Source organism: Paraburkholderia sp. BL27I4N3, assembly GCF_003386115.1.
In the GTDB taxonomy this organism is placed as follows: Bacteria; Pseudomonadota; Gammaproteobacteria; order Burkholderiales; family Burkholderiaceae; genus Paraburkholderia.
Genome location: NZ_QREJ01000001.1, coordinates 2,406,758 through 2,430,268 on the forward strand (window position 1 = coordinate 2,406,758; position 23,511 = coordinate 2,430,268).

At 62.7% G+C, this 23,511-nt stretch carries 17 protein-coding genes and 1 pseudogene; 5 read left to right on the forward strand and 13 right to left on the reverse strand.

Annotation, left to right across the window (positions count from 1 at the left end; all coding sequences use genetic code 11):
• Positions 1 to 74: 74 nt before the first annotated feature.
• Positions 75 to 1,517 (forward strand): annotated as a pseudogene (locus B0G71_RS11075) (DHA2 family efflux MFS transporter permease subunit); the annotation flags it as partial.
• 13 nt (positions 1,518 to 1,530) lie between these two features.
• On the opposite strand, the gene B0G71_RS11080 reads toward B0G71_RS11075, so the two are convergent.
• Positions 1,531 to 2,304: an SDR family NAD(P)-dependent oxidoreductase gene (locus B0G71_RS11080; RefSeq protein ID WP_116141744.1), complete on the reverse strand. Its 774-nt coding sequence runs from the start codon at positions 2,302 to 2,304 to the stop codon at positions 1,531 to 1,533.
• 261 nt (positions 2,305 to 2,565) lie between these two features.
• Between B0G71_RS11080 and B0G71_RS11085 the strand changes: the two genes are divergently transcribed.
• Entirely contained in the window at positions 2,566 to 3,495 is a 930-nt protein-coding gene (locus B0G71_RS11085) for a LysR family transcriptional regulator (RefSeq protein WP_116141746.1), read from the forward strand.
• Positions 3,496 to 3,544: 49 nt separating this feature from the next.
• Here B0G71_RS11085 and B0G71_RS11090 read toward each other — a convergent pair whose 3' ends face one another.
• Positions 3,545 to 3,796, reverse strand: coding sequence for a DUF1488 domain-containing protein (locus tag B0G71_RS11090; protein WP_106284301.1), 252 nt, complete (start codon positions 3,794 to 3,796; stop codon positions 3,545 to 3,547).
• Positions 3,797 to 3,968: 172 nt separating this feature from the next.
• Between B0G71_RS11090 and B0G71_RS11095 the strand changes: the two genes are divergently transcribed.
• From B0G71_RS11095 to B0G71_RS11105, 3 genes are all read left to right on the forward strand, one after another.
• Positions 3,969 to 4,148, forward strand: a complete 180-nt coding sequence (locus B0G71_RS11095; RefSeq protein ID WP_106284300.1) for a hypothetical protein — start codon at positions 3,969 to 3,971, stop codon at positions 4,146 to 4,148.
• 212 nt (positions 4,149 to 4,360) lie between these two features.
• Complete coding sequence (locus tag B0G71_RS11100) at positions 4,361 to 5,443, forward strand: glycosyltransferase family 2 protein (protein ID WP_116141748.1); 1,083 nt, start codon at positions 4,361 to 4,363, stop codon at positions 5,441 to 5,443.
• A gap of 158 nt (positions 5,444 to 5,601) precedes the next feature.
• Positions 5,602 to 5,823: a hypothetical protein gene (locus tag B0G71_RS11105; RefSeq protein ID WP_012433250.1), complete on the forward strand. Its 222-nt coding sequence runs from the start codon at positions 5,602 to 5,604 to the stop codon at positions 5,821 to 5,823.
• A gap of 144 nt (positions 5,824 to 5,967) precedes the next feature.
• Here the strand turns inward: B0G71_RS11105 and B0G71_RS11110 are convergent, their stop codons facing one another.
• The 11 genes from B0G71_RS11110 to corA all read right to left on the reverse strand — a co-directional run bounded on the left by B0G71_RS11110 (position 5,968) and on the right by corA (position 23,429).
• Complete coding sequence (locus B0G71_RS11110) at positions 5,968 to 7,272, reverse strand: MFS family transporter (RefSeq protein WP_116141750.1); 1,305 nt, start codon at positions 7,270 to 7,272, stop codon at positions 5,968 to 5,970.
• Positions 7,273 to 7,569: 297 nt separating this feature from the next.
• Positions 7,570 to 9,300 carry a SpoVR family protein gene (locus tag B0G71_RS11115; RefSeq protein WP_116141752.1) on the reverse strand — a complete coding sequence of 577 codons (1,731 nt, stop codon included), beginning with the start codon at positions 9,298 to 9,300 and terminating at the stop codon, positions 7,570 to 7,572.
• On the reverse strand, positions 9,297 to 10,568 hold the full coding sequence (locus tag B0G71_RS11120) for a YeaH/YhbH family protein (RefSeq protein ID WP_116117146.1): 1,272 nt from the start codon (positions 10,566 to 10,568) through the stop codon (positions 9,297 to 9,299). Before B0G71_RS11120 ends, B0G71_RS11115 begins: the two co-directional genes overlap by 4 nt.
• Before the next feature lie 126 nt (positions 10,569 to 10,694).
• Positions 10,695 to 12,617 (reverse strand): PrkA family serine protein kinase, encoded by a 1,923-nt coding sequence (locus B0G71_RS11125; RefSeq protein WP_012433254.1) that lies wholly within the window; start codon positions 12,615 to 12,617, stop codon positions 10,695 to 10,697.
• 817 nt (positions 12,618 to 13,434) lie between these two features.
• Positions 13,435 to 14,196, reverse strand: coding sequence for a hydratase (locus B0G71_RS11135; RefSeq protein WP_116117148.1), 762 nt, complete (start codon positions 14,194 to 14,196; stop codon positions 13,435 to 13,437).
• 401 nt (positions 14,197 to 14,597) lie between these two features.
• A complete protein-coding gene (locus B0G71_RS11140) occupies positions 14,598 to 16,373 on the reverse strand; it encodes a methyl-accepting chemotaxis protein (protein ID WP_116141756.1) in 1,776 nt (591 codons plus the stop codon).
• A 601-nt stretch (positions 16,374 to 16,974) separates the two neighbouring features.
• Positions 16,975 to 18,015, reverse strand: coding sequence for a LacI family DNA-binding transcriptional regulator (locus B0G71_RS11145; RefSeq protein WP_106284292.1), 1,041 nt, complete (start codon positions 18,013 to 18,015; stop codon positions 16,975 to 16,977).
• 166 nt (positions 18,016 to 18,181) lie between these two features.
• Entirely contained in the window at positions 18,182 to 19,237 is a 1,056-nt protein-coding gene (locus B0G71_RS11150) for an ABC transporter permease (protein ID WP_106284291.1), read from the reverse strand.
• Positions 19,237 to 20,832, reverse strand: coding sequence for a sugar ABC transporter ATP-binding protein (locus B0G71_RS11155; RefSeq protein ID WP_116141758.1), 1,596 nt, complete (start codon positions 20,830 to 20,832; stop codon positions 19,237 to 19,239). The genes B0G71_RS11150 and B0G71_RS11155 overlap by 1 nt, the downstream gene beginning before the upstream one ends.
• Positions 20,833 to 21,136: 304 nt before the next feature.
• Positions 21,137 to 22,099 carry a sugar ABC transporter substrate-binding protein gene (locus B0G71_RS11160; RefSeq protein WP_106284289.1) on the reverse strand — a complete coding sequence of 321 codons (963 nt, stop codon included), beginning with the start codon at positions 22,097 to 22,099 and terminating at the stop codon, positions 21,137 to 21,139.
• Positions 22,100 to 22,451: 352 nt separating this feature from the next.
• Positions 22,452 to 23,429 carry a magnesium/cobalt transporter CorA gene (corA, locus tag B0G71_RS11165; RefSeq protein ID WP_116141760.1) on the reverse strand — a complete coding sequence of 326 codons (978 nt, stop codon included), beginning with the start codon at positions 23,427 to 23,429 and terminating at the stop codon, positions 22,452 to 22,454.
• Positions 23,430 to 23,511 lie beyond the last annotated feature (82 nt).

Below are 23,511 nucleotides of genomic sequence, written 5' to 3' on the forward strand. Positions count from 1 at the left end.
CCCTTAGTGGGGTTCCCGATTGACGAGGATGTCAATATGATGACTGGGTCGCCCCCACTGAATACTCGGCGTCGAGACGGCCGCCCCATGCCGCCGCCCCGCTGCCCGGTGAAAAGATGACCAAGGATTCTTCCCAGACCGCTTTGCTCTGGATCGTCGCCGCCGGCTTTTTCATGCAGTCGCTCGACACGACGATCGTCAACACCGCATTGCCGTCGATTGCCAAAAGCCTGCACGTCGCACCGCTCGCGATGCAGCCGATCGTGGTCGCCTACACGCTGACCATGGCGATGCTCACGCCCGCCTCGGGCTGGCTCGCCGACCGCTTCGGCACGCGGCGCGTCTACTTCGCCGCCATTCTCGTTTTCGTGCTCGGCTCGATCTGCTGCGCGAGCGCGCACACGCTCGGTCAACTGGTGATGGCGCGCGTGCTGCAAGGCGTGGGTGGGTCGATGCTGCTGCCGATCGGGCGGCTCGCCGTCCTGCGCAGCGTCACGGGCGACCAGTATGTCGCGGCGCTCGCGTTCATTTCGGTGGCGGGGCAACTGGGCCCGATCGCCGGGCCGACGCTCGGCGGCTGGTTCGTTCAGGCGATCACGTGGCACTGGATTTTCCTCATCAACGTGCCGATCGGCGCCGTGGGTCTATATGCGGTGCAGCGCTTCTTGCCATCGCATGGCGAAGCAAAGGCGCCGCCGTTCGACTTCGTCGGCTGCGGGTTGCTCTCGTTGTGCATGATCGCGTTCTCGCTCGCCGTGGACTCGCCGATGCCAACGCATCGCGCGGCATGGTCGGTGGCGCTATTCGCCCTTGCCGTCGCCAGCGCGCTCGCCTACATTCCGCATGCGAGACGCCGCGTCAATCCGCTCTTCAAACTGTCGCTCTTTCGCGAGCCGAATTTCAGCGTGGGCCTGATCGGCAACCTGGTGTGCCGCATCGGTTCGAGTGCCGTGCCCTTTCTCGTGCCCTTGCTGCTGCAATTGCAACTGGGCTACTCGCCGCTGCATTCCGGTCTGATGATGCTGCCCGCGGCGCTCGCCGGCACCGTCGCCAAACGCTGGATCGCGCCGCTCGTGCACCGCTATGGCTACGATGCCTTCCTGCTGGTCAACACGATCATCGTCGGTTCGTCGATCGTTGCGTTCGCACTGATTACGCGCGGCACGCCGCTCGTGGTCGAGATCGCGATCCTGGCGGTGTTCGGCGCGGCCAACTCCATGCAATTCGCAGCGATGAACAGCGTCACGCTCAAAGGCCTCTCGCATGAAGACGCCGGCAGCGGCAACAGCCTCTTTTCGATGGTGCAGATGCTGGCTATCGGGCTGGGCGTGTCGATCGGCGGCGGGTTGGTGAATCTCTTCTCGGCGCAAGTCGGATCGGCCGCGCTCGGTTTTCGGCTCGCCTTCGTGTGCGTCGGCATCATCACGCTGGTGTCGGCGTGGGTGTTTCGTCACCTCGACGAAGCGCCTGCCTCGCGCCCGGTGGGCCGGCAAGCGACGCAGGGCGCGGGCCGCTGATTCGGCGCTTGCGTCAGTCCGGCAAGCGGATGCCGGAAAACCCCGCACACGCCTCGATCAAACGCTCCTGAACGGCAACGTCGTGAACCGCCGGATGTGTCTCGCAGCGCTTCATGTGATAGAAGTACGCGCCGCTGACGGTGGCCTCCGGCTCGTCGCTGACGGCAAGCCATACCTGGGTTTTCGGCGCGGCCTGCAAATCGTCCGGCGCGCCCGGACCGCCCATTTTCGTCGCCACCCAACCCGGCTCCAGCGCATTCGACATTACCTGCGGCCAGCGCCGCGCCATCGCGAACGCCAGCAACGCGTCGTGCAGTTTCGAGTCCGAGTACGCCGCCGTGCCCCGCCAGGGACGCCGCTCCCAGGCAAGATCGTCGAGGCTCGCGTCGCCGCTGCGATGCAGCCCGGAGCTCAGATAAACGAGCCGCCGCGGCTTCTGGATCAAGGCGGTGAGAATGTAAGGCGCCAGCGTATTCACCGCGAAGACATGCGGCAAGCCGTCGACAGTGGCAATCCGGCGCGGTTCCTGATAGCCGACCGCCGCGTTATGGATCACCGCATCGAAACGGCCTAGCCGGTTGACTTGCCCGGCGAGCGCGATCGTGGCCGCGATGCCCGACAGGTCGCCGATCAGCGCTGCTTCCGCTTGCGGTACGGCTTGCAGTGCCTGGTCCGCGCGCGCGGCAGTGCGCGCATGCAACACCACCTGGTGGCCGGCCTCGACGAGCAGACGCGCGGCCATTTGACCGAGACCATCGGCGGAACCGGTAATAAAAATGCGCGACATGGCGTGTTCTCCGTTGTTCAGTCCAACTGAATCCGAATATGCCTGATGCATGACGAGAATCGCATGACTCGGTGCTTCGGGCGAACATCAACAGACTAACTCCCGCCGCTCAATTGACGCGATAGCCTGACTGTCATTCCACTCATGACATGACATCATTCGTCCGCCTTACCAGGCGGCGTTTGCCCGAGCCGGCATGTGAATTCAAACGGACTTTCGCGTTAGCATGTCACGCATTAGTAAATAACAAAGGACTATCACATGCCATTTGACGAGCGCATGCTGAACGGCATGGGCGTCTTGACGGCGATTGTCGATTCCGGGAGTTTTGCGGCGGCTGGCGTTGCGCTCGACATGTCGCAATCCGGGGTGAGCCGTTCGGTCGCGCGGCTCGAAGCGCGTCTGGGCATCCGGCTTTTCGACCGCACCACGCGTTCGGTCACGCTGACCGACGAAGGGCGGCGCTTCTACGAGCAGATCGTGCCGTTGCTGGGCGGCCTCGAAGAAGCGGCGGCTTCCGCCGCGCAGGGCGCGACCGCCGTGCGCGGACGTTTGCGTGTGAACATGGACCCGTTCTTTTCGCGCCTCGTGCTCGGGCCACGGTTGGGCGGCTTCATCGACAGGCATCCCGATCTGCAGCTCGAACTGATCACCCGCGACCAGATGGGCGATCTGGTCGGCGACGGATTCGATCTCGCGATCCGTTTCGGCGATCCGCCGGTGTCGACGCTGATCGCGCGCAAACTGCTGGAGACGCGGATCCTCACCGTGGCCGCGCCGGCGTATCTGAAGAAGCACGGGCACCCGGCGAATCCGGCCGAACTCGAAAGCGGCAAGCATGTCTGCATCAAGTTCCGCGATCCGCTCACGGGCTACCCGTTCAGTTGGGAATTTCATCGCGGCCGCAAGAAAATCGTGATCACGCCGCAGGGCCGTTTGACCGTGAACGACGTGGGCACCCTGCATAGCGCTTGCACGACCGGCCAGGGCGTCGCGCAAATTCTCTCGCTCGGCGCCGAGTCGTTGATGGCGAGCGGAAAACTCGTCGAGCTATTTCCCGATTGGGGCGACGAGGTTTATCCGCTGTATGCGCTCTATCCTTCGCGGCATCATCCGCCGGCCAAGGTCCGGGCGTTTTACGATTTCGTCGTCTCGCTGACAGGCGGCGCGCCGCGCGAAACAGCGGCTTGAGCCCGTATTCGCTCGCGCCCCGCGCGTCGGCACCACGTGCTGCGCCGCGTCAGGAGATCGTGTAACGGTTCTGCGGGCCGCCGAGGTAGAGGCCGCGCGCGAGCGTGAGGATCTGCTCGCGATGCTGGTCGAACGCAGCGAGCACCGCCGGTTCGTCTGAGCCCACGCTCGGGCTCAGATTGGAAATCACCGAACGGTTGACGGCGAAAGCGATTTCGCGCGCGTTGTCGTAGCCCCAGAAATTCACGCAGTGATGCGAGGCGTCGTAGCTGCGGCTGGGATTCGGGAAGTTGAGGGACATGTCGTACTCCCGCACTATAGGATTCTCGTTCCACGTTGCGCTGAATGGGGGCACGGGTCAAGGGCTTGTTTGTAATTCCGCGCAGCGATGGCGAGAGCCGACCGCAACGCCAGGCACGAGCCCAGGTCTGCCGCTTGCTGCAATGCTCATGTCATCCACCCAGGAGAGGATCATGAGCGAAACCAAACAAAGCGCCAAAGACAAACCGGCCGACGTCGAACATCCGCAACCCGCCGCGCACAGCGACAACGAAAAGAGCAAGCTGCCCGAACGCGACGACGCAAGCCGCGATCAAGCGCCGTCGGACCGGCCCGGCAAAAAGCCCGGCGAGGGTGAGCCGCCGGTTGGCTGAAATAGTTAGCATCAATCCAGGAGCGGCTTTGCTGTATTTAAACAGCGATGCCGCATAAATTTTTCCCTTCTGACGGCTTTCATAAGCCAAACATTTCTTCCTGTTTTTTACCGATTATTTTTCCCGCGTGATGGACTATTTTTCTGCTTGCAGCGACGTGTGCGCCAGGCGGACCCGCTGCCGCCCCTCATCAGATAACAAAGGCGACGCTTATGTCCATCTCCCCGACTCTCTCCCACCGCCCGAAAGTCTCGATCTGTCTGCCGACCTGCAATCGTCCTGAGCTGATCGCGACGTGCATCGATTCGTGCCTTGCGCAGAGTTACGACAATCTGGAGATCGTGATCGGCGATGACTCGAAAGACGCGCGCACTGAGCGGTTGATCGCAGCGCGCTACGCGCGCGAACCGCGCGTGCGCTACATGAAAAATCAGCCGCCGCTCGGCCAGGCGGGCAATGTCGCGAGCCTGTTCGAGCGCGCACGCGGCGACAAAATCCTGCTGATCCACGACGACGACCTGCTCACCACGGACGGCGTCGACAAGCTCGTGTCGCTATGGACGCTTTACCCGCTGCTCGAGGTGGCATTCGGCGATCAGTATGAAGCCGATCACGGCGGCGCCATCGACTTCCAGGCGAGCGCGGACCTGAACGCCGCATTTCGGCGTACGAAGGACGCCGAAGGCCTGCAGTCCCTGACGGGCCGAACCGGTCTGGTCCAGATGTTTCCGAATAACGGCTGGATGGCCAACGCCGAACTGGTGAAGCGGATCGGCTACCCGGAAAAGTACGGCGTGTGCTGCGACTTCGTGTTCGGCACCGAACTCTGTCTCGCCGCGCGCGAGGTGTTCTATCTGCACGACTACGTTTCGGTGTATCGAAAGACGGCAAGCTCGATCTCGCATAGCACGCGCGGCACAGCGGTCGCGGCAACGGTCAGCGCGTATGCGTACGTCAAGGCGTTGCGGCTGCCGGTGCAACTGGAGCCGTCGCGCAAGCTGGCATTGCGCCGGCTCGCGCCGATCGTGGTGTCTATCCACGCCAGGAATCGTCAGGTGCTCGCAGGGTTCAAGGTCGCCTTCACGCATCTGTTCGCGTACAACTACGGCTTGAGCGCACGGCTTTACTATCATCTTCTGATGCTCGCGCGTGCCGCGCTCAGCGCGCCTCAGCAGGCCGTCGCGGCGGCCGCGGGCGCCGCGGTGGCGGCCGCACCCATTGTGGCCGCGGATCCGGCCGGCGTGGTGAAGGAACTCGTCTCCGAACTGGTCAGCGACCGTTCGGAACCGGTCTGACGCGACGCCATCGGGCGCGGAACACCTGCAAGCGCCGGGCAATAAGCGTGTTTTGTGCTAAGCATCCAATGCTAAGCAATCGCGGATTTGTTGCTTGGTGCGGTGTGGCGCACTGATTACGATGAGAGCGAACCTACACCCGTCTCGAGGTAACTCGCATGTCCGACAGTGCCTGTTTCAAGCCGCGTGTGATCGAACCTGTCGTCGTCAACCAGCCTGAAGGATTGGGCCTCGCAGTGGAGTTATGGCTCGCGCAACCCGTCGACGGAATTGCGGGGCGGGCGCTGCAGATTCATCTACGCAGCGACGCAAAAATGGCGCAGGCCGAGACGCTGCGCGATCTGCTGCATGCGTTGGGCACGGAGATCGTCGTGGCGTGAGCCTGCGATCTGCTTTCGATGCGCAGTCGGATTGCTCCGACTGCTCACGCGCATAAAAAACGGCGGCCAGGGTTAACCGCTGACCGCCGTTCTCACGCATCGCCCGAACATACTTTTCGCGCGAGCGGACCGCGTTTCAAAGATTCAGGGCTCGAGACGCAGATACCCTTCTTTCGACGGATCGCGCATGCGCAGCGAAACGAGACCGGCGACCGCGCACAACGCGGTCACGTACCAGTAGAACATCGACTCGTTGCCGACCGACTTCAGCCACAGTGCCACATACTCCGCCGAGCCGCCGAAGATCGCGTTCGCCACTGCATACGAAAGCCCCACGCCGAGCGCCCGCACTTCCGGCGGGAACATTTCCGCCTTGATCAGACCGCTGATCGACGTGTAGAAACTGACGATCGCGAGTGCCACCACGACCAGACCGAAGGCCGCATACGGGCTCGTCACGTCTTTCAGCGCGTGCAACAGCGGCACGGTGCCGATGGTCGCGAAGAAGCCGAAGAACAGCATGGAACGACGGCGGCCGATGCGGTCCGACAACGCGCCGAACGCCGGCTGCATCACCATGTAGACAAAGAGCGCCGCGGTCATCACGTTGCTGGCTGTCTTCGCATGCATGCCCGCCGTGTTGACCAGGTACTTCTGCATGTAGGTGGTGAACGTGTAGAAAATCAGCGAGCCGCCAGCCGTGAAACCGAGCACCGTCATGAACGCGCCCTTGTGCAGCCACAGGCCGCGCAGCGTGCCGGCTTCCTTGCGTCGACGCGTTTCGGCGGTGGTGGTTTCGTCGAGCGATTTACGCAGATACAGCGCGACCAGTGCCGCGACCGCGCCGATTGCGAATGGCACGCGCCAGCCCCACGCCTTCAGCTCTTCGGTGGAAAGGGTCTGTTGCAGCACCACCAGCACCAGCAGCGCGCACAATTGCCCGCCGATCAGCGTGACATACTGGAACGACGCGAAGAAACCGCGCCGGCCCTTGAGCGCGACTTCACTCATGTAGGTCGCGCTGGTGCCGTACTCACCGCCCACCGACAGGCCCTGGAACAGCCGCGCGACCAGCAGCAGCGCCGGCGCTAGCGCACCGATCTGCGCGTAGGTGGGCAGTACGGCGATCACGAGCGAGCCGCCGCACATCATGAATACCGACACCATCATCGCGGTGCGGCGGCCGTGCTTGTCGGCGAGGCGGCCGAAGAACCAGCCGCCGATCGGACGCATCAGGAAGCCGGCGGCGAACACGCCCGCCGTGTTGAGCAACTGCGTGGTGGTATTGCCGCTCGGGAAGAACGCCGGCGCAAAGTACAGCGCGCAGAACGAATACACGTAAAAGTCGAACCACTCGACGAGATTGCCTGATGAAGCGCCAACAATCGCGAAGATGCGGCGCCGGGTATCGTGAGCCGAGGCCACGGTTTGGTCGGTTAGGTCGGTCATGCTGGTCTCTTTCCTTATCTTTGAACGGAGGTAGTGGTCTTGGCGCCGCCTTCATCACGCGCGGCGAAGTGCCCTGCCGGCACGTCGTCGCACGCGTGCGCGAATTTTACAGAACCGCAAGGCAAAGATGGGAGTTTGTTAGGGCCCGGCGAATGCGCGCCGTCCGTCTTGTTGCGGCGCGGCAGTGTTGAGAACCGGCCTGATCGCGGTCGGGCAGCCAAGAAAAAAGCCAGCTCGAAAGCTGGCTTCTTTGGGTCACGACACATCAATCACGCTGCGTTGCACTGCGGCAGCCGGTCACACTCTCACCGCCGGCGGCACATAACGACACTCGTAACGCTTGCGAACCGTGCCATTCTCATCGACGCTTTCCAGATACACGTCGAATTGCCACAGCCGCGCCATGTGCTTGAGCACTTCGTCGCTATCGCCGGAAAGATGCCGGTTGTCGCTCATGAAGTGCCGCAGCGTCAAACTCCGGTCGCCGCGCGTGTTCACCGCCCACACCTGAATATTCGGCTCGCGGTGATGCATGTCGTACTGTCGCGACAACGCCTGGCGCACGTACTGATAGCCGCTGTCGTCGTGAATGGCCGAGACTTCGAGCGCATCGCGCATGTCGTCGTCGAGCACGGAGAAGAGGCGCATTTCGCGGATCAGATGCGGCGACAGATACTGCGCGACGAAACTCTCGTCCTTGAAGTTGCGCATCGCGTAGTGCATGGCCGGGAGCCACGGACTGCCCGCCAGTTCCGGGAACCACTTGCGGTCTTCTTCCGTGGGCGATTCGCAGATGCGGCGAATGTCGCTCATCATCGAAAAACCCAGCGCGTACGGATTGATCCCGCTGTAGTACGGTTTCGTGACCGGCGGCTGGTAGACCACGTTGCTGTGCGAATGGAGAAACTCCATCATGAAGCCGTCTTCCAGCTTGCCCTGGTTGTACATGGTGTTGAGCAGGGTGTAGTGCCAGAATGTCGCCCAGCCCTCGTTCATCACCTGGGTCTGCCGTTGCGGATAAAAATACTGGCCGACCTTGCGCACGATGCGGATCACTTCCCGCTCCCACGGTTCGAGCAGCGGCGCGTTTTTCTCCGCGAAATACAGCAGGTTTTCCTGCGGCTCCGGCGGATAGCGCTCCTCGACTTCCTCGGGCAGCGGCGTATGCCGGGTCGGCAAGGTGCGCCACAGTTCATTCACCTGCGACTGCAGATAGGCTTCGCGTTCGCGGCGCGCCGCAAACTCCTTTTGCAGCGACAGCTTCTGCGGACGTTTGTAACGGTCCACGCCATAGTTCATCAACGCGTGGCAGGAATCGAGCAGTTCCTCGACCCGGTCGAGCCCGAAACGCTCCTCGCACTCCGCGATGTAATTCTTCGCGTACACAAGGTAGTCGATGATCGCGTGCGCATCCGTCCACAGCCTGAACAGATAGTTGCCCTTGAAGAACGAGTTGTGCCCATAGGCCGCATGGGCGATGACGAGCGCCTGCATCGTCATCGTGTTCTCTTCCATCAGATACGCGATGCAGGGGTTCGAATTGATGACGATCTCGTACGCCAGCCCCATCTGCCCGCGACGGTAGCTTTTTTCGGTGGAGAGAAAGTGTTTGCCGAACGACCAGTGGCGGTAGTTCACCGGCATACCGACGGACGCGTACGCATCCATCATCTGTTCGGCGCTGATGAGTTCGAGCTGGATCGGATACACGTCGAGTTCATATTGCTCTGCAACACGGGCAATATGCGAGTCGTACTCTTCGATCAATTCGAAGGTCCAGTCGGACGGGCACGGCAGAGGCCGTCTATCGGCTACGTTCATACGGACTTCCCTTTGCCCCTGAGTGGGCGTTCCGGTGTGTCCCCGTGCTGCAGCGGTGTCGACTGCTCCGGCTGCGGCGGTTCCGGTATCGTCCGCCCTCGCCTCGGCATGCCCCGACTGTTGCTGCTGCGGCACGCCTTTTCCGTGCTCCGGCGCGCCGTTCGCCGGCTCGCCGCGCACTTCGTTGTGCAGGGGCTTGTTCGTCATGAATTCGCCGCCTGCTTTTCGAACAACTCGCGAAACACCGGATAAATGTCAGCCGCGGTCTCGACTTTCTTCATCGCCATGTGCGGCTGGCTCAACGCCAGCTGCGCATATTCCAGCCACAGATTCTGCTCTTCCGGCGTCACCTGAATATACGCAAAATAGCGCACCTTCTCCAGGATGTCATCCGAGAGTATCTTGCGGCACTTCGGCGAGTCGTCGGTCCAGTTGTCGCCGTCCGACGCCTGAGCGCCGTAAATATTCCATTCAGTCGGCGAATAACGCTCGTCCATTACCTTCTGCATCAATTCCAGCGCGCTCGACACCACCGTGCCGCCGCTTTCGGTCGAATGGAAGAACGTGTCTTCGTCGACCTCTTCGGCGCGCGTGTGGTGGCGAATGAACACCACTTCGATCTTCTCGTAGTTTCGCTTGAGGAACAGATACAACAGGATAAAGAAGCGCTTGGCGAGGTCCTTGCGCTGCTCGTCCATGGAACCGGACACATCCATCAGACAGAACATCACGGCCTGGCTGGACGGCGTGGGCTGCTTCACGCGGTTCACGTAGCGCAGATCGAACGGATCGATGAACGGAATCCGCCAGATACGACCGCGCAAATGGTGAATCTCTTCTTCGAGCAGTTTGATGTCCTCGCGCCGGTCGTCGGGATCGGCTTTCATGACCTCCAGTTGCCGCTCCATCTCGTGCAACTGGTTGACGAGCGGCGCCCCGAGCGCGATGCGGCGGCCGAGCGCGCTGCGCAGCGAACGGACCACGTCGATGTTGTTCGGCGTGCCTTCGGCAGCCCAACCCGCGCGGATGCTTTTCCACGTCGGCACGGCAAGCAGATGGGTTTTGACGAGGCGCGGCAGTTCGAGATCGTCGAAGAAATACTGCATGAACTCTTCACGGCTCAGCTCAAACACGAAGTCGTCCTGACCCTCGCCTTCATTGCTGGCCTGATTGCCCCCGCCTCCGCCGCCACCCCCTTGCGGGCGCTGGATCTTGTCGCCGCGGATGTAGTCGGAATTGCCCGGATGCACCATTTCCCGCTTGCCGCCTGGGCCATGCCGGAACGACGGCTCCGCAATGTCCTTGCGCGGGATGGTGATGCTCTGGGTGTTCTGAATGTCCTTGATGCTGCGGTCGCGCACGGCTTCCGAAACGGCGCGACGAATATAGTTCTTAACGCGACGCAAAAAACGTTCGCGATTCGCAATGCTTTTGTTCTTGCCTGCTAACCTGCGGTCGATGATTTGATGAAGCACGCCCGGTCTCCCGCTGTAATATCGCGTTTGCGAGACGTAGCTGCCCAAGGCAACGTTATGTCCATGCAGCTTGCGCCTCGCAGGGTGCCCACGCGGTCGGACCGCGCGGGCGGCACGCAATGCGCATCATGACGACTTGCGCACGCGCAGATACCAGTCACACAGCAAGCGCACCTGCTTCGGCGTATAGCCCTTCGTCACCATGCGATTGACGAAGTCTTCGTGCTTGCGTTGTTCTTCCGCCGAGCCCTTGGCGTTGAACGAAATCACCGGCAGCAGTTCCTCCGTGTTCGAGAACATTTTCTTTTCGATCACCACGCGCAGCTTCTCGTAGCTGACCCATGCCGGATTCTTCCCGCCATTGGCAGCACGCGCACGCAGCACGAAGTTCACGATCTCGTTGCGGAAGTCCTTCGGGTTGCTGATGCCCGCCGGTTTTTCGATCTTCTCCAGTTCGGCGTTCAGCGCCGCGCGGTCGAAACTCTCGCCGGTGTCGTGGTCGCGGAACTCCTGATCCTGAATCCAGAAGTCCGCGTACGTCACATAGCGATCGAAGATGTTCTGGCCGTACTCGGAATACGACTCCAGATAAGCGGTCTGAATTTCCTTGCCGATGAACTCCGCGTAGCGCGAGGCGAGCACGTCTTTGATGAACGACAGGTACTTCTGTTCCGTTTCCGGCGGGAACTGCTCGCGTTCGATCTGCTGTTCGAGCACGTACATCAGATGCACCGGATTGGCCGCGACCTCGGTCGAGTCGAAGTTGAACACGCGCGAAAGAATCTTGAACGCGAAGCGGGTCGACACGCCGGTCATCCCTTCATCCACGCCCGCGAAATCACGGTACTCCTGATAAGACTTGGCCTTCGGATCGGTGTCCTTCAGGTTCTCGCCGTCGTACACCTGCATCTTCGAGAAGAGGCTCGAATTCTCCGGCTCCTGCAAGCGCGTGAGCACGGACATCTGCGCCATCATCTTCAAGGTGCCCGGCGCGCACACCGCATTGGCCAGCGACGAATTGCGCAGCAGCTTCTCGTAGATCTTGATCTCTTCACCGTAGCGCAGGCAGTACGGCACCTTCACGACGAAGATCCGGTCGAGCAGTGCTTCGTTGTTGCGGTTGTTGCGGAATGCCTTCCATTCGGACTCGTTCGAGTGAGCCAGAATCACGCCATCGAATGGAATCGCGCCGAAGCCTTCCGTGCCCTTGAAGTTGCCTTCCTGGGTTGCCGTGAGCAACGGGTGCAACACCTTGATCGGCGCCTTGAACATTTCGACGAACTCGAGCAGCCCCTGATTGGCGAGACACAAGCCGCCGGAGTAGCTGTATGCGTCCGCGTCATCTTGTGCGTACTGTTCGAGTTTGCGGATGTCGACCTTACCGACCAGCGACGAAATGTCCTGATTGTTTTCGTCGCCCGGCTCGGTTTTGGCTATACCGATCTGGCGAAGGATCGACGGGTAGCGGCGCACCACGCGGAACTTGCGGATGTCGCCGTTGAATTCGTGCAGGCGCTTGACCGCCCACGGGCTCAGAATGCTTTTCAGGTAGCGGCGTGGAATACCGTATTGTTCTTCGAGAATCGGGCCATCTTCCTCGTAGTCGAACAGACCGAGAGGCGACTCGTTCACGGGCGAGCCCTTGATCGAGTAGAACGGCACGCGTTCCATGAGCTGCTTGAGACGTTCCGCGATCGACGATTTGCCGCCGCCGACCGGGCCCAACAGATACAGGATCTGCTTCTTTTCTTCGAGCCCCTGGGCCGAGTGGCGGAAGTAGGCGACCACCTGCTCGATCACCTCTTCCATTCCGTAGAACTCACGGAATGCGGGGTATACCTTGATGACCTTGTTCGCGAAGATGCGCGACATGCGCGGATCGTTACGAGTGTCGATCTGTTCCGGCTCCCCGATCGCCGTTAACATGCGTTCGCCAGCCGTGGCGTACGCGGCGGGATTGTCTTTGCAGAGCGCGAGATACTCCTCGAGCGAGAGCTCATCTTCTCGCGTTTTCTCGAAGCGGGTCGCGAAACTGCTGTAGATATCCATGCTACCTCCTCGCCGAAGTCTAGACCGATGTCGTGCGCGGCGCGCTATTCGGAAACGACATCGCTCGAATTCATCCTAAACCCTTTTAAATTTTTTTTCACGAACTACGTTGCGAAAATCGCGCCGTATTCGTCTCCCAACACTCGTCACTTGGAAACAAAGTTTCGACCACCTACAATCTTGCGCTCATATCGCAGCGATTGCGGTCACTCGTCGTTGCCCTTCCGTCGTTGCCCTTCTACTGCTGCCTTGCCGCCTTATCAGCAGCCTGCTGCAATGCTGCTCGTGCTGTTCGAAGTGTCCCGCAATATTCTCTTGCACCAGCCGTTACGTTCATCGAACGATCCCACCGCAATATGAGACGGCATGTCTGCACACGCACACTTTGTTGCTAAAAGCGCGGACGTCTGCCCGCTTTCTATGTCCGGGTACTTTTTCTTCAACGCGCGACACGAGCGTTCGGTCGACACCGACACCAGACTGTTACATGTTCATGCGCGCTTCGTGCGCGCCTCGTAGGCCGTCTCAAGCTTAAGCAAAGTCCGTGCGGTTTCATGCGCTTCGTCAACTGATGAACGGTTTTGTTCCGCGTCATTTACACAGCTCTTCATGAATCGCCCCGTGCGACATGCGCGCATTAACCGCGTCGAGAGCATGGTTAGCCGCATGTATAACTGGATGACGACATCAGCCCGCATCGCTTCAATAGGTGTATACGGCGAGACCGCCCTCACAGATGCGAAGAATGTAAAACGGCCACCCTCAGGCAGCCGTTTGAACGAAGCTTCGTAATGCACTGTTACAAGCGTGCGATACCTCAGGTCAGTTCAATCTCCACTTCCCCGAGGCCGTCGATGCGGCCGCGCACGACGCCCGCTTTATCCAGCCTGTGGGCACCGACATACGAACCGGTAGTGATGGTCCACTCGGGCTCGATCGTAATGCCCATGGCGGCGCAATGGTTGACGAACCACACCAGCAGTTCGCGCGGGTCGCCAGCCGGATTGCCGGTGGCTTCGGGTAGCAGCGAAGCGCCCTCGAAGCTCAGCTCCAGTTCCGGCGAGACGAAGTCGAAGCCGCGCGCGAGACCCGCATACGCGACCGGATGGCCCGTGATCAACGCACCGTTGTTCTGGGCGTCGGCCAGTTGAGCGAGCGGCGCGACATTCGGCCACTCAGTGAAGCGGCTGTCCACGATCTCGATGGCCGGCAAAACGACGCCGACCTTCGAGAGCACCTCGTCGCGCGCATAGGCGCGGCCGCGCGGTTCGATCGCCTCCACGAAACGGAAGGCGATCTCCAGCTCGACCAGCACTCTGAAGAAGCCGTCATGCGCGACGCGCGCCGGCGATCGCAGCACCAGCGAAGCCGGAATCGGCGCGCCCGCGGCGGCCGCGCCCGGCGCTTTGGCGCCGATCTTCCAGGCGCCGGTCGAGTCGCCGAGACCTGCGATAACCGCCTGCTGGATCGCGTATGCGGTTGCCGCGTCGGGCGGCAGGCTGTCGGGTGCGGGCGCATCGATCGGGCGATGTTGCCGGCGTGCTTCGACGAGGCGGTTCGCGAAGTCGTATGGCGTCATGTCGGTCCTTTGGGGCTGGCGCATTGAGCGATTGGGAGTGGCGTGCTGGTGGGTGGTGGCCGTGCGTCGGGCCATGCGTTTGGGTGGTGCATTGCGGTAGTCGCGGGCGGCGGAACCACGCGCGTGGGCTAACGGGCGGTCGGCTCTTGCCGCACAATGCCGGGCCGCATTGCCCAGGCACGGTTGCTTCGGTGCGTCCGTCAATGTACCGGATCATGACGCCCGCCAGGGGGTCGGCCGACGCCGCAAACGTTACTTAATGCGCACGCCATAAAAAAAGACCGCGAATGCCTGCGCAATCGCGGTCTTTCGAAGCCAGTCGGCGTTTTCTTTCCACAGCGCGTACCCATCTAATGGGATTGACCGCAGCACCGGGAATGAATGTTGCGACTGACTTCCGCTTAGAACGTTTCCCAGTCCTGATCGCTCCCTGCACCGGCGGATGCCGGGGCTTTAGCAGGCGCGCGTGCCGGTGCGGCAGCGGCCTGTGCCGTCGCGGCCGACGCCTTCGTCGCAACAGCGGCGTGCGGCGCGGGTTGCTCGGCGCGAGTATGCGAGACCTTGCGCGCGACGACTGAGCGCTGCGGCGTGGCGACGCGCTTCGGTGGCGTACCGACGGGCGCCTTGTACCCGCTTTCTTCGAGGTGGAACACGGCCACCGCGGTACGCAGCTTGCCGGCCTGATCTTCGAGCGACGACGCTGCGGCCGCAGCTTCTTCGACTAGCGCGGCGTTCTGCTGCGTGACCTCGTCCATCTGCGTGACGGCGCGCGCCACCTGATCGATGCCGCTGCTCTGCTCTTCCGATGCCGCGGCGATTTCGCCCATGATGTCGGTCACGCGCTGCACCGCGCCGATGATCTCGGTCATGGTGCGGCCGGCTTCGTCGACCAGCGCCGAGCCCGACTGCACGCGCTCCACCGAGGTGTCGATCAGTTCCTTGATTTCCTTCGCCGCCGCCGACGAGCGCTGCGCGAGGCTGCGCACTTCACCGGCCACGACCGCGAAGCCGCGCCCTTCCTCGCCGGCCCGCGCCGCTTCCACGGCCGCGTTCAAGGCGAGGATGTTGGTCTGGAACGCAATGCCTTCGATGATCGAAATAATGTCGGCGATTTTGGCCGAGCTTTGATTGATGTCGCCCATCGTGCCGACCACCTGGCCGACCACCGCGCTGCCCTTGTTGGCGATCTCCGACGCATTGGCCGCCAGCGAACTCGCCTGGCGGGCGTTGTCGGCGTTCTGCTTGACCGTGCCGGTCAGCTCTTCCATGCTCGACGCGGTTTCCTGCAGCGCCGACGCCTGCTCTTCGGTACGCGAGGACAGGTCGATGTTGCCGGCCGCGATCTGGCGCGTGGCCGTCGCAATCGATTCACTGCCGCTGCGCACGGTACGCACCGTTTCGGTGAGGCTGCGCTGCATTTTGGCGATGCCTTCGAGCAACTGCCCCATTTCGTCGCGCGAGGTCACGACGACCGGGCGGCGCAGATCGCCGGCAGCAATCGCGTCGAAATGACCGAGGGCGGCATCGAGCGGCCGGGCGATCGCGCGGCTGAGCGTCAGGTACGAAATCACCGCCGCCAGCACGCCGATCAGCAACGCACCCGCGCTGACCATGCGGAACACCTCGAAGCTGCCTTGCGCCGTGTCGTAGCCCTCTTTCGCCGACGTGAACTGGTATTTGCGCAGCGCGTCGTCGGAATTGGCGAGATCGTTGTAGGCGGCTTGCAGACGCTTGGCGCCGTCGACCAGCTTCGGCGAGTCGTTCGCGGCGACGATCGTCGCGAAGGCGTCCATCTGCTGATGCAGCGCTTCACGTTTGGAGACGACGTCTTGCGCGAGGCGGTCTTCATCCGCATCGCGCGGCAGGTCCATGTACTTCTTCCACCACGTATCGGACGTGGCGCGCATGGTGCGCGCGCGCTCGAGCGTCGGCGGCGCTTCCGGTGTGCCGATCATGAACGCCGCGCGGTCGAGCGCGAGCCGTTCGCGCGCCGCAAACAGCTCGGCGTTGCCGATATTGACCGCGCTCGGCATGGCGTTGGTGAACGTGTCCTTATAGGCGTCATTCGAACGGCTCATGCCGATCAGACCGAATACGCCGATGGCGACGAGCAGCGCGGCGAGAAAAGCCATCGTGAGGCCTATCCGCGCCTTGATCGTAATGCCCTTGTTCAACATGCTTGTTCCTGTGCTTGACAAAATGAGAGGCTGCGTCCGCAACGCGGTTTGGGGTGTGGCGTCTGCGTAGTGGCGCTCTTTCGATGCTGCGCTCTAATAAGCCTGTTTACGGCAAGGTGACCGCGTACTTGAAGGATTTATATGGTAGGAGGAAAGACGCCGTAAGCAACGGAATAAATTACAAAAGGCTGACAGCCTGCGGGTTGGCAGGCAGCCGATGTGGAACCGGTGCGACTGTGGCTGAGGGCCGGCAGAGCGAGGCGGCGCACCGTTGCGGCGGCTGGCGGTGTGCTCGCGGCGTCGCCGCGAAGGTGCTGGATTGCGCGACGATAGCGAGCGCCGCATGGTTGAATCCGTCCGACTGCCTGATCCCGATGTGACAAGACAAGCGTAGAAATACTGTTTAGCGCCGGGACATACGCGCGTTTCCAGCGCCGCATCCGACAGCGTCCGCGGGGTCGCCGAACTGTTCAGCAGCCCGCCGCTGGTCACTGCGAGTGAAACTCGAAGGCTTACGCGTTGCGCGAAAGAAATCGCCTCGCGCGAGCAACCGCTCCGCTAACCACAAATGCGCGTTTGAAATCCGCGCATCCGTCTGCGGTCACGCCGCCAGATCGCGCCTGGCCGCGCCGGCCCATGTCGCGGTGGATTCGCGCACGATCAGCCGCGGCGACACCACGCGCCGGCGACCCGGCGCGCGTGGCGTGCCCGACGAGGTCCCGGCGATCCGTTCGATCAGCGTCTGTGCGGCCATATCGCCGAGCGCGCGGACCGATTGCCCGACGGTCGAGAGCGCCGGATAGGTGAAACGCCCCAGTTCGATATCGTCGAAACCGATGATCGAGCAATCGCGCGGCACGCTGATATTGCGTTCCGCGGCGGCGCGCAGCGCGCCGATGCCCATCATGTCGTTGCCGGCAAAAATCGCCGTTGGCCTGAGCGTGTCGAACAGTTGCGCGGCCGCACGGTGGCCGCCGGTGCCCGAGAAATCGCTTTCCACGATCGCGTCGGGCGGAATCTCGATGCCACGCTCCGTCATCGCGCGGATAAAGCCGTGCACGCGCATCGCGCTGACCGCCGTCTGAACCGGCCCGGTGATGCAGCCGATCCGCACATGCCCCAGTTCGAGCAGATGCCGGGTCGCCAGATAGCCGCCCTTCTCGTGATCGATCTGCACCAGATCCGCGTTCAGCCCTTCGATGTTGCGATCCAGAATGACCAGCGGCTCGTGCGAGTCGGCGAGCGTCTGCGCGAGCACGGCGTCGTCGCCGGCGGACGCGACGATCAGGCCGTCGATGCGCTTTTCCTGCAGCACGCGCAGATAGTTACGCTGCTTGGCCGGATCGTCGTCGGAATTGCAGAAGAACACGCAGTAGCCGTTGCGCGAACAACCGTCCTCGATGCCGCGCGCCAGTTCCGCGAAATATGGGTTCGTCGCGTTCGGCACGACCAGCCCGATGGTCGCCGTCGCCCGCGCCTTCAGCGAGCGGGCCACCGCCGACGGAACATAGTGGAGTTGACGGATCGCGTGCTCGACCTTCGCGCGCACGTCCGCCGACACCGGCCGCGAATTGTTCACCACGTGCGATACCGTCGTGAACGACACGCCTGCCGCAGCCGCTACATCCTTGATCGTCGCCATAACCTGTTGCTCTCCCGCCTGTTTTACCGCCGGCCGCGCCACCTGGCGACCCGCCGGACTCTTCATCGAAGATCGACTCAATCCGTGAATTCTTACGCTTTACCGCTCATGACGCTGTGACTGCCCAGGTCGCGTTACTCTGCCGGCTTGCGTCGACCTTCACCGGTCAGGCCCGCTTGCGGCGGCTGCGATATGTATCCAGCACCACCGCCACCACGATCACCGCGCCGGTGATCATCCGCTTGGTCGGCTCGTTGGCGCCGATCTGCGCGAGGCCGGCCGCCAGCACGGAAATGATCAACACGCCGAAAAAAGTGCTGATCACCGAGCCGCGTCCGCCCATCAGGCTCGTGCCGCCGATCACCACGGCCGCGATCACTTGCAGTTCCACGCCCTGGCCCGCGTTCGGATCGGCCGCTTCCAGACGCGAAATCTGGAATAGCGCGGCCAGCCCCGAGAGCGCGCCCATCAGCGCGAATACGATGACCTTGTAGGGCCGCGGATTGACGCCCGCGAGCCGCACCGCTTCCTCGTTGGTGCCGATGCCGACCAGATAGCGGCCGAATACCGTGCGCGTGAGCACCAGCTGCGCGATGACCATCACCGCCACCGCGATCAGGAACGCCGGCGAGATGCCGAGCGCGATCGGGTTCGACAGGAAGTCGAACGCGTCGCCGATATAGGCGGTGCGCGAATTCGTCATCTGATACGCCATGCCGCGCGCCGCTTCCAGCACACCGAGCGAAACGATGAACGACGGAATCCGCCAACCCACCGTCACCGCGCCGGTGATGGTGCCGGTCAGCGCCGCCGCCGCGACGCCGAGCAGCGCCGACGGCAACGCCCCCCAGCCCCACTTCAGCGCGGCCACGCTCACCACCGACGCACCGAGCGCCAGCACCGATCCCACCGACAGATCGATGCCGGCGATGATCAGCACAAAGGTCATGCCGACCGACATCACCACCAGATCCGGAATCTGATTGGCGATCGTGCTGAACGTGTCGTAGGTCAGAAAGTGGGAACTCAGCAGCGAGAACAGCACGATCATCCCGAGCAACGCGCCGGCGAGCCCCAGGTAATTCGAAAAGCCCAGCCGCGTGCCGGCCGGCTTGCCGCTCGCGAGCGGCGCCGACGGATCGGGCGGCGGTGTCACCGTGCCTGTGCCGCTCGCCGTGCCTGGCTTGTCGCCCGATGCTTCCCGCAACGGTTGATCGTTCATCACACACTCCCTGCTTCGCTGGTGTCGGGGGCGGCGTGCAGCAACGCTTCGCGGCTGCGGTAGCCGGCGAAAGCCGCGGCCAGCAACGCGTCCTGCGACCAGTTATCGCGCTCGAACACACCCGTCATGCTACCCGCGGACATCACGCCGATCCGGTCGCAGATCAGCATGAGCTCGCGCAGGTCGCTCGACACCACGACGAGCGCGCGCCCTTCACGGGCCAGCGCGCCCATCAGGCCATAAATATCGAACTTCGCGCCGACGTCGATGCCGCGCGTCGGTTCGTCGAATAACAGCACGCGGCAGTCGCGCGCCAGCCAGCGGCCGATCACGACCTTCTGCTGGTTGCCGCCCGACAGCTCGCCGACAATCTGCCCCGGCCCCGAAGTGCGGATCCGCATCGCCGCGATCTGCGTCTGCGCCAGCGCGTTCTCCCGCTTCGCATCGACGATGCCGTGCCGCGCCACGCTGCCGATATTGCCGAGCGATACGTTGGCCGCGATCGGCTGCGGCAACAGCAGGCCTTCGCCTTTGCGGTCCTCGGTGATCAGCGCGATGCCCGCGCGCACCGCGTCCGACGGCGAAGCAATCTGCACCGGCGTGGGCGGCGCGCCCGGCGTTGCGGCCAGCGAGACAGTGCCGCTGTCCTTCGGATCCGCGCCGTAGATCAGCCGCATCAACTCCGTGCGGCCCGCGCCGATCAGCCCACTGATGCCGAAAATCTCGCCCGCGCGCACTTCGAACGACACCTCGCGGACTACCTTGCCGCGCGTCAGCCGGTCCACTTTCAACAGCGGCGCGCCGATGTTGCGCACGCCCAGTTCGATCCGCTCGCCGAGTTCGCGGCCGACCATCCATGTGACGATTTCGTCGCTGGTCAGGTTGGCCATCGCGTCGACATGCACCAGCCGCCCGTCGCGCAAAATGGCGATCTGCTCGGCCACCCGCGCGAGTTCCTCCAGCCGGTGCGAGATGTAGATCAGCGCCACGCCGCGCGCCTTGAGCCGGTCGATCTGTTCGAACAGCAGATCGACTTCGCGCGCGGTCAGCATCGCGGTCGGTTCGTCGAGGATCAGCACGCGGCAATCGTCGATCAGATTGCGTGCGATCTCCACCATCTGCTGATGGCCGATGCCGAGCTCGCCGACCAGCGTGTCCGGATCGATCGCGTCGAGCCCGACCTGCGCCATGGCGTGACGCGCGTCCTCGCGCAGCTTGCGCCGGTCGATCCAGCCGAAGCTGAACGCGCCGGCGCGCGGCAAGCGGTTAAGGAACAGGTTTTCGGCCACGGACAAGGTCGGCAGCAGATTCAGTTCCTGCATCACCATGCGCACGCCGAGCGCCTCGGCCTGGGTACGGCTCGCCGGTGCATACGGCACGCCGCCGAGCTGCATCGTGCCGGCGGTCGGATCGACCAGCCCGCCGATGATCTTGGACAGCGTACTCTTGCCCGCGCCGTTCTCGCCCGTCAGCGCCAATACCTCGCCGGCGCGCAGCGACAACGAAATGTCGGCGAGCACCGGTTCGGCGTAGGTCTTGCCGATGCCGCTGACAGACAGGACGGCAGGCACGGCGTCGTGATCGGTTGAATCCATCGCAATCCTGGTTCCAGGGCAGCAGCCGCGGCCTCATCCGATTCGACCGGGTGAAGTAGCAGCCCTTGCGCCCCATGTCATGCCGGCCCAATGCGCGGAATGCGCCGGCGCTAACAGCCACGCACCCTCCCGTCGCGCGGCACCGTCATGACGCTTACCTCTGGAATTAACGGCGGCGCGGCAGGTTTCTTGAGCGTTTATTGAAAAGACGCGGGTTTGGCGGGCGCAGGTCGAGCATCAAGCATGAAACGGCGCCGGCGCGAACCCGCGTACCCGACTTACCCCGGGACTGACCGGGCAATGCTTACTTCGTGACCAGATCGCATGGCGTTTCCACCACGCCGGACAGATCCGCCTGCTTCTTGTGCTCGCTGAGCGCCTTCAACGCGGTGTCGATACCGAACACGGCCTGCTTGGCCGCGTACTGATCCGCGGTGGCGAGCACGCGGCCATCTTTGAGCATCGGCTTGATCGCATTGATGTTGTCGTAGCCGACCACCAGCACCTTGCCTTGCTTGCCCGCCGCGCGCACCGCCGAGACCGCGCCGATCGCCATGTTGTCGTTGCCGGCGAGCAGCGCCTTCAGGTTCGGGTATTCGTTGAGCATGGCCGACGCCACTGCGTTGCCCTTGTCGATTTCCCATTCACCCGACTGCACCGAGACGACCTTGGCGCCGACCGTCTGCATCGCATCCTTGAAACCCGCGGTGCGCTGCTGCGCGTTGGTGGTGGTCGACACGCCTTCGATAATGCCGACCTCGTCGCCCGACTTCAGCTTCTTCGCCAGATAGTCGCCGACCTTCTGCGCCCCCTTGCGGTTGTCCGGGCCGACGAACGGCACGTTCAGGTTTTTCGACTTGAGCACGTCGGGGTCGAGCCGATTGTCGATGTTCACGACGATGATGCCCGCGTCGATCGCTTTCTTGACGACCGGCACCAGCGCCTTCGAATCGGCCGGCGCCAGCACGATGGCGTCGACCTTCGAGACGATCATCTGCTCGACGATGCGGATCTGGTTCGCCGTATCGGTCTCGTCCTTGATGCCGTTGGTGATCAGGTCGAACTGCGACGGATTGTGCTTCTGATAGTCCTTCGCGCCGGTCTCCATCGTGAGGAAGAACTCGTTGGCGAGCGACTTCATCACGAGCGCGACCTTCGGTTTATGAGCGGGCGCGCTTTGCGCGTACGCGGAGGAAAACGGCAACGCGGCGGTGGCGGTGGCGAGGACGGCGGCCGTCAGGATGCGGCGGCGAATGCGTTGGCTCATGCATATCTCCAGGGTCTGGCAGGCTCGCGGCGGAGCCTTATTTTTAATTAGTGCGCAAACGTTTGCGAAGCCCATTCTCAGCGCAGTCTATTCTGATTGTCAACGATGCGCGGTGTTGCAGTGCATCGGCATGCGGGACGCACGGCGATGCACTACATATGGTCGAATCGAAGCGGCGCGCCGCGTCGGCGCGCCGGCAGACGGCGTGTGGCAAAGGGTTCCTCGCTTGGTCCGTGCGTGTCGGATTGACCGCCGGTTGCAAGATCGCAAGCCGGCGGGCCGCCTATGCTGGACTTTTATTGCGCGCGGTGCAAGCACGGAGCGGCGCGGACGAACGCCGCACCGCCTCACATCAGAGCCAGCCGGCCTTGCGAAAGCGCCAATACAGCACGAGGTCGACGCTCAGCATGACCAGCAGACAGATCGGATAGCCGTACTGGTAATGCAACTCGGGAATGCTCTGGAAGTTCATCCCGTAGATGCCGGCGATCATGGTCGGCACCGCGAACAGCGCCGCGAACGAGCCGAGCCGTTTGGTCACCTCGCTCTCCGCCAGCGAGATCATGCCGAGATTGACCTGCACGGCGGTGACGACCATTTCGCGCCGGCCGTCGATGATTCTGACGATCCGGTCGAGATGGTCGTAGACATCGCGGAAGTAAGCCTGCATGCCTTCGCAGATGCTCGGAATGCGGCCGCCCGTCAGTTTGCTGAGGGCTTCCTGCAACGGCGCGATATGGTGCTGCAGGATCACGAGGCGGCGCTTGAGCGAGTACAGATCCTGGATGATCGCGCGCGAAGCCGCCGAATTGTTGCGGTCGAAAATGCGGTCTTCGAGCGCTTCGATCTCGGTGTTCATGGTCTCGACAATCGGGAAATAGCGATCGACGATATCGTCGGCAAGCGCATACAGCACGAACGCCGAGCCTTCCTTGAGCAGTTGCGGCTCGCGCTCGCAGCGGGCACGCACGTTCTGGAAGCCGGCGCGGGTGCCGCGCCGCACGGAGAGCACGTAATTGGCGCCGACGAACACGTCGACTTCGCCGATCAGCAGTTCGCCCTCTTCATCCATTTCCACCGTGTGCATCACGGCGAACAGCGACTCGCCATACTCCTCGATCTTGGGACGCTGGTGGCCATTCTGCGCATCTTCGATCGCGAGCTCGTGCAGGCCGAACTCGTGTTTCATCACGGCCAGCTCGCCCGGCCCCGGGTCTTTCAGCGCTACCCAGACGAAACACTCGGGCCGAGCCACGTAGTCGCTGATGCTATCGATGTCGATGTCTGCCAGCTTCCGGCCGTCCTGATACGCGGCGCAATTGATCAGCATGTTGAGTTACCTTGAAAACGGAACAGACCGGCCGCACGCTTACGATACGTAAGCTTGGCGGCGCTCTGCATGAACGAATTTG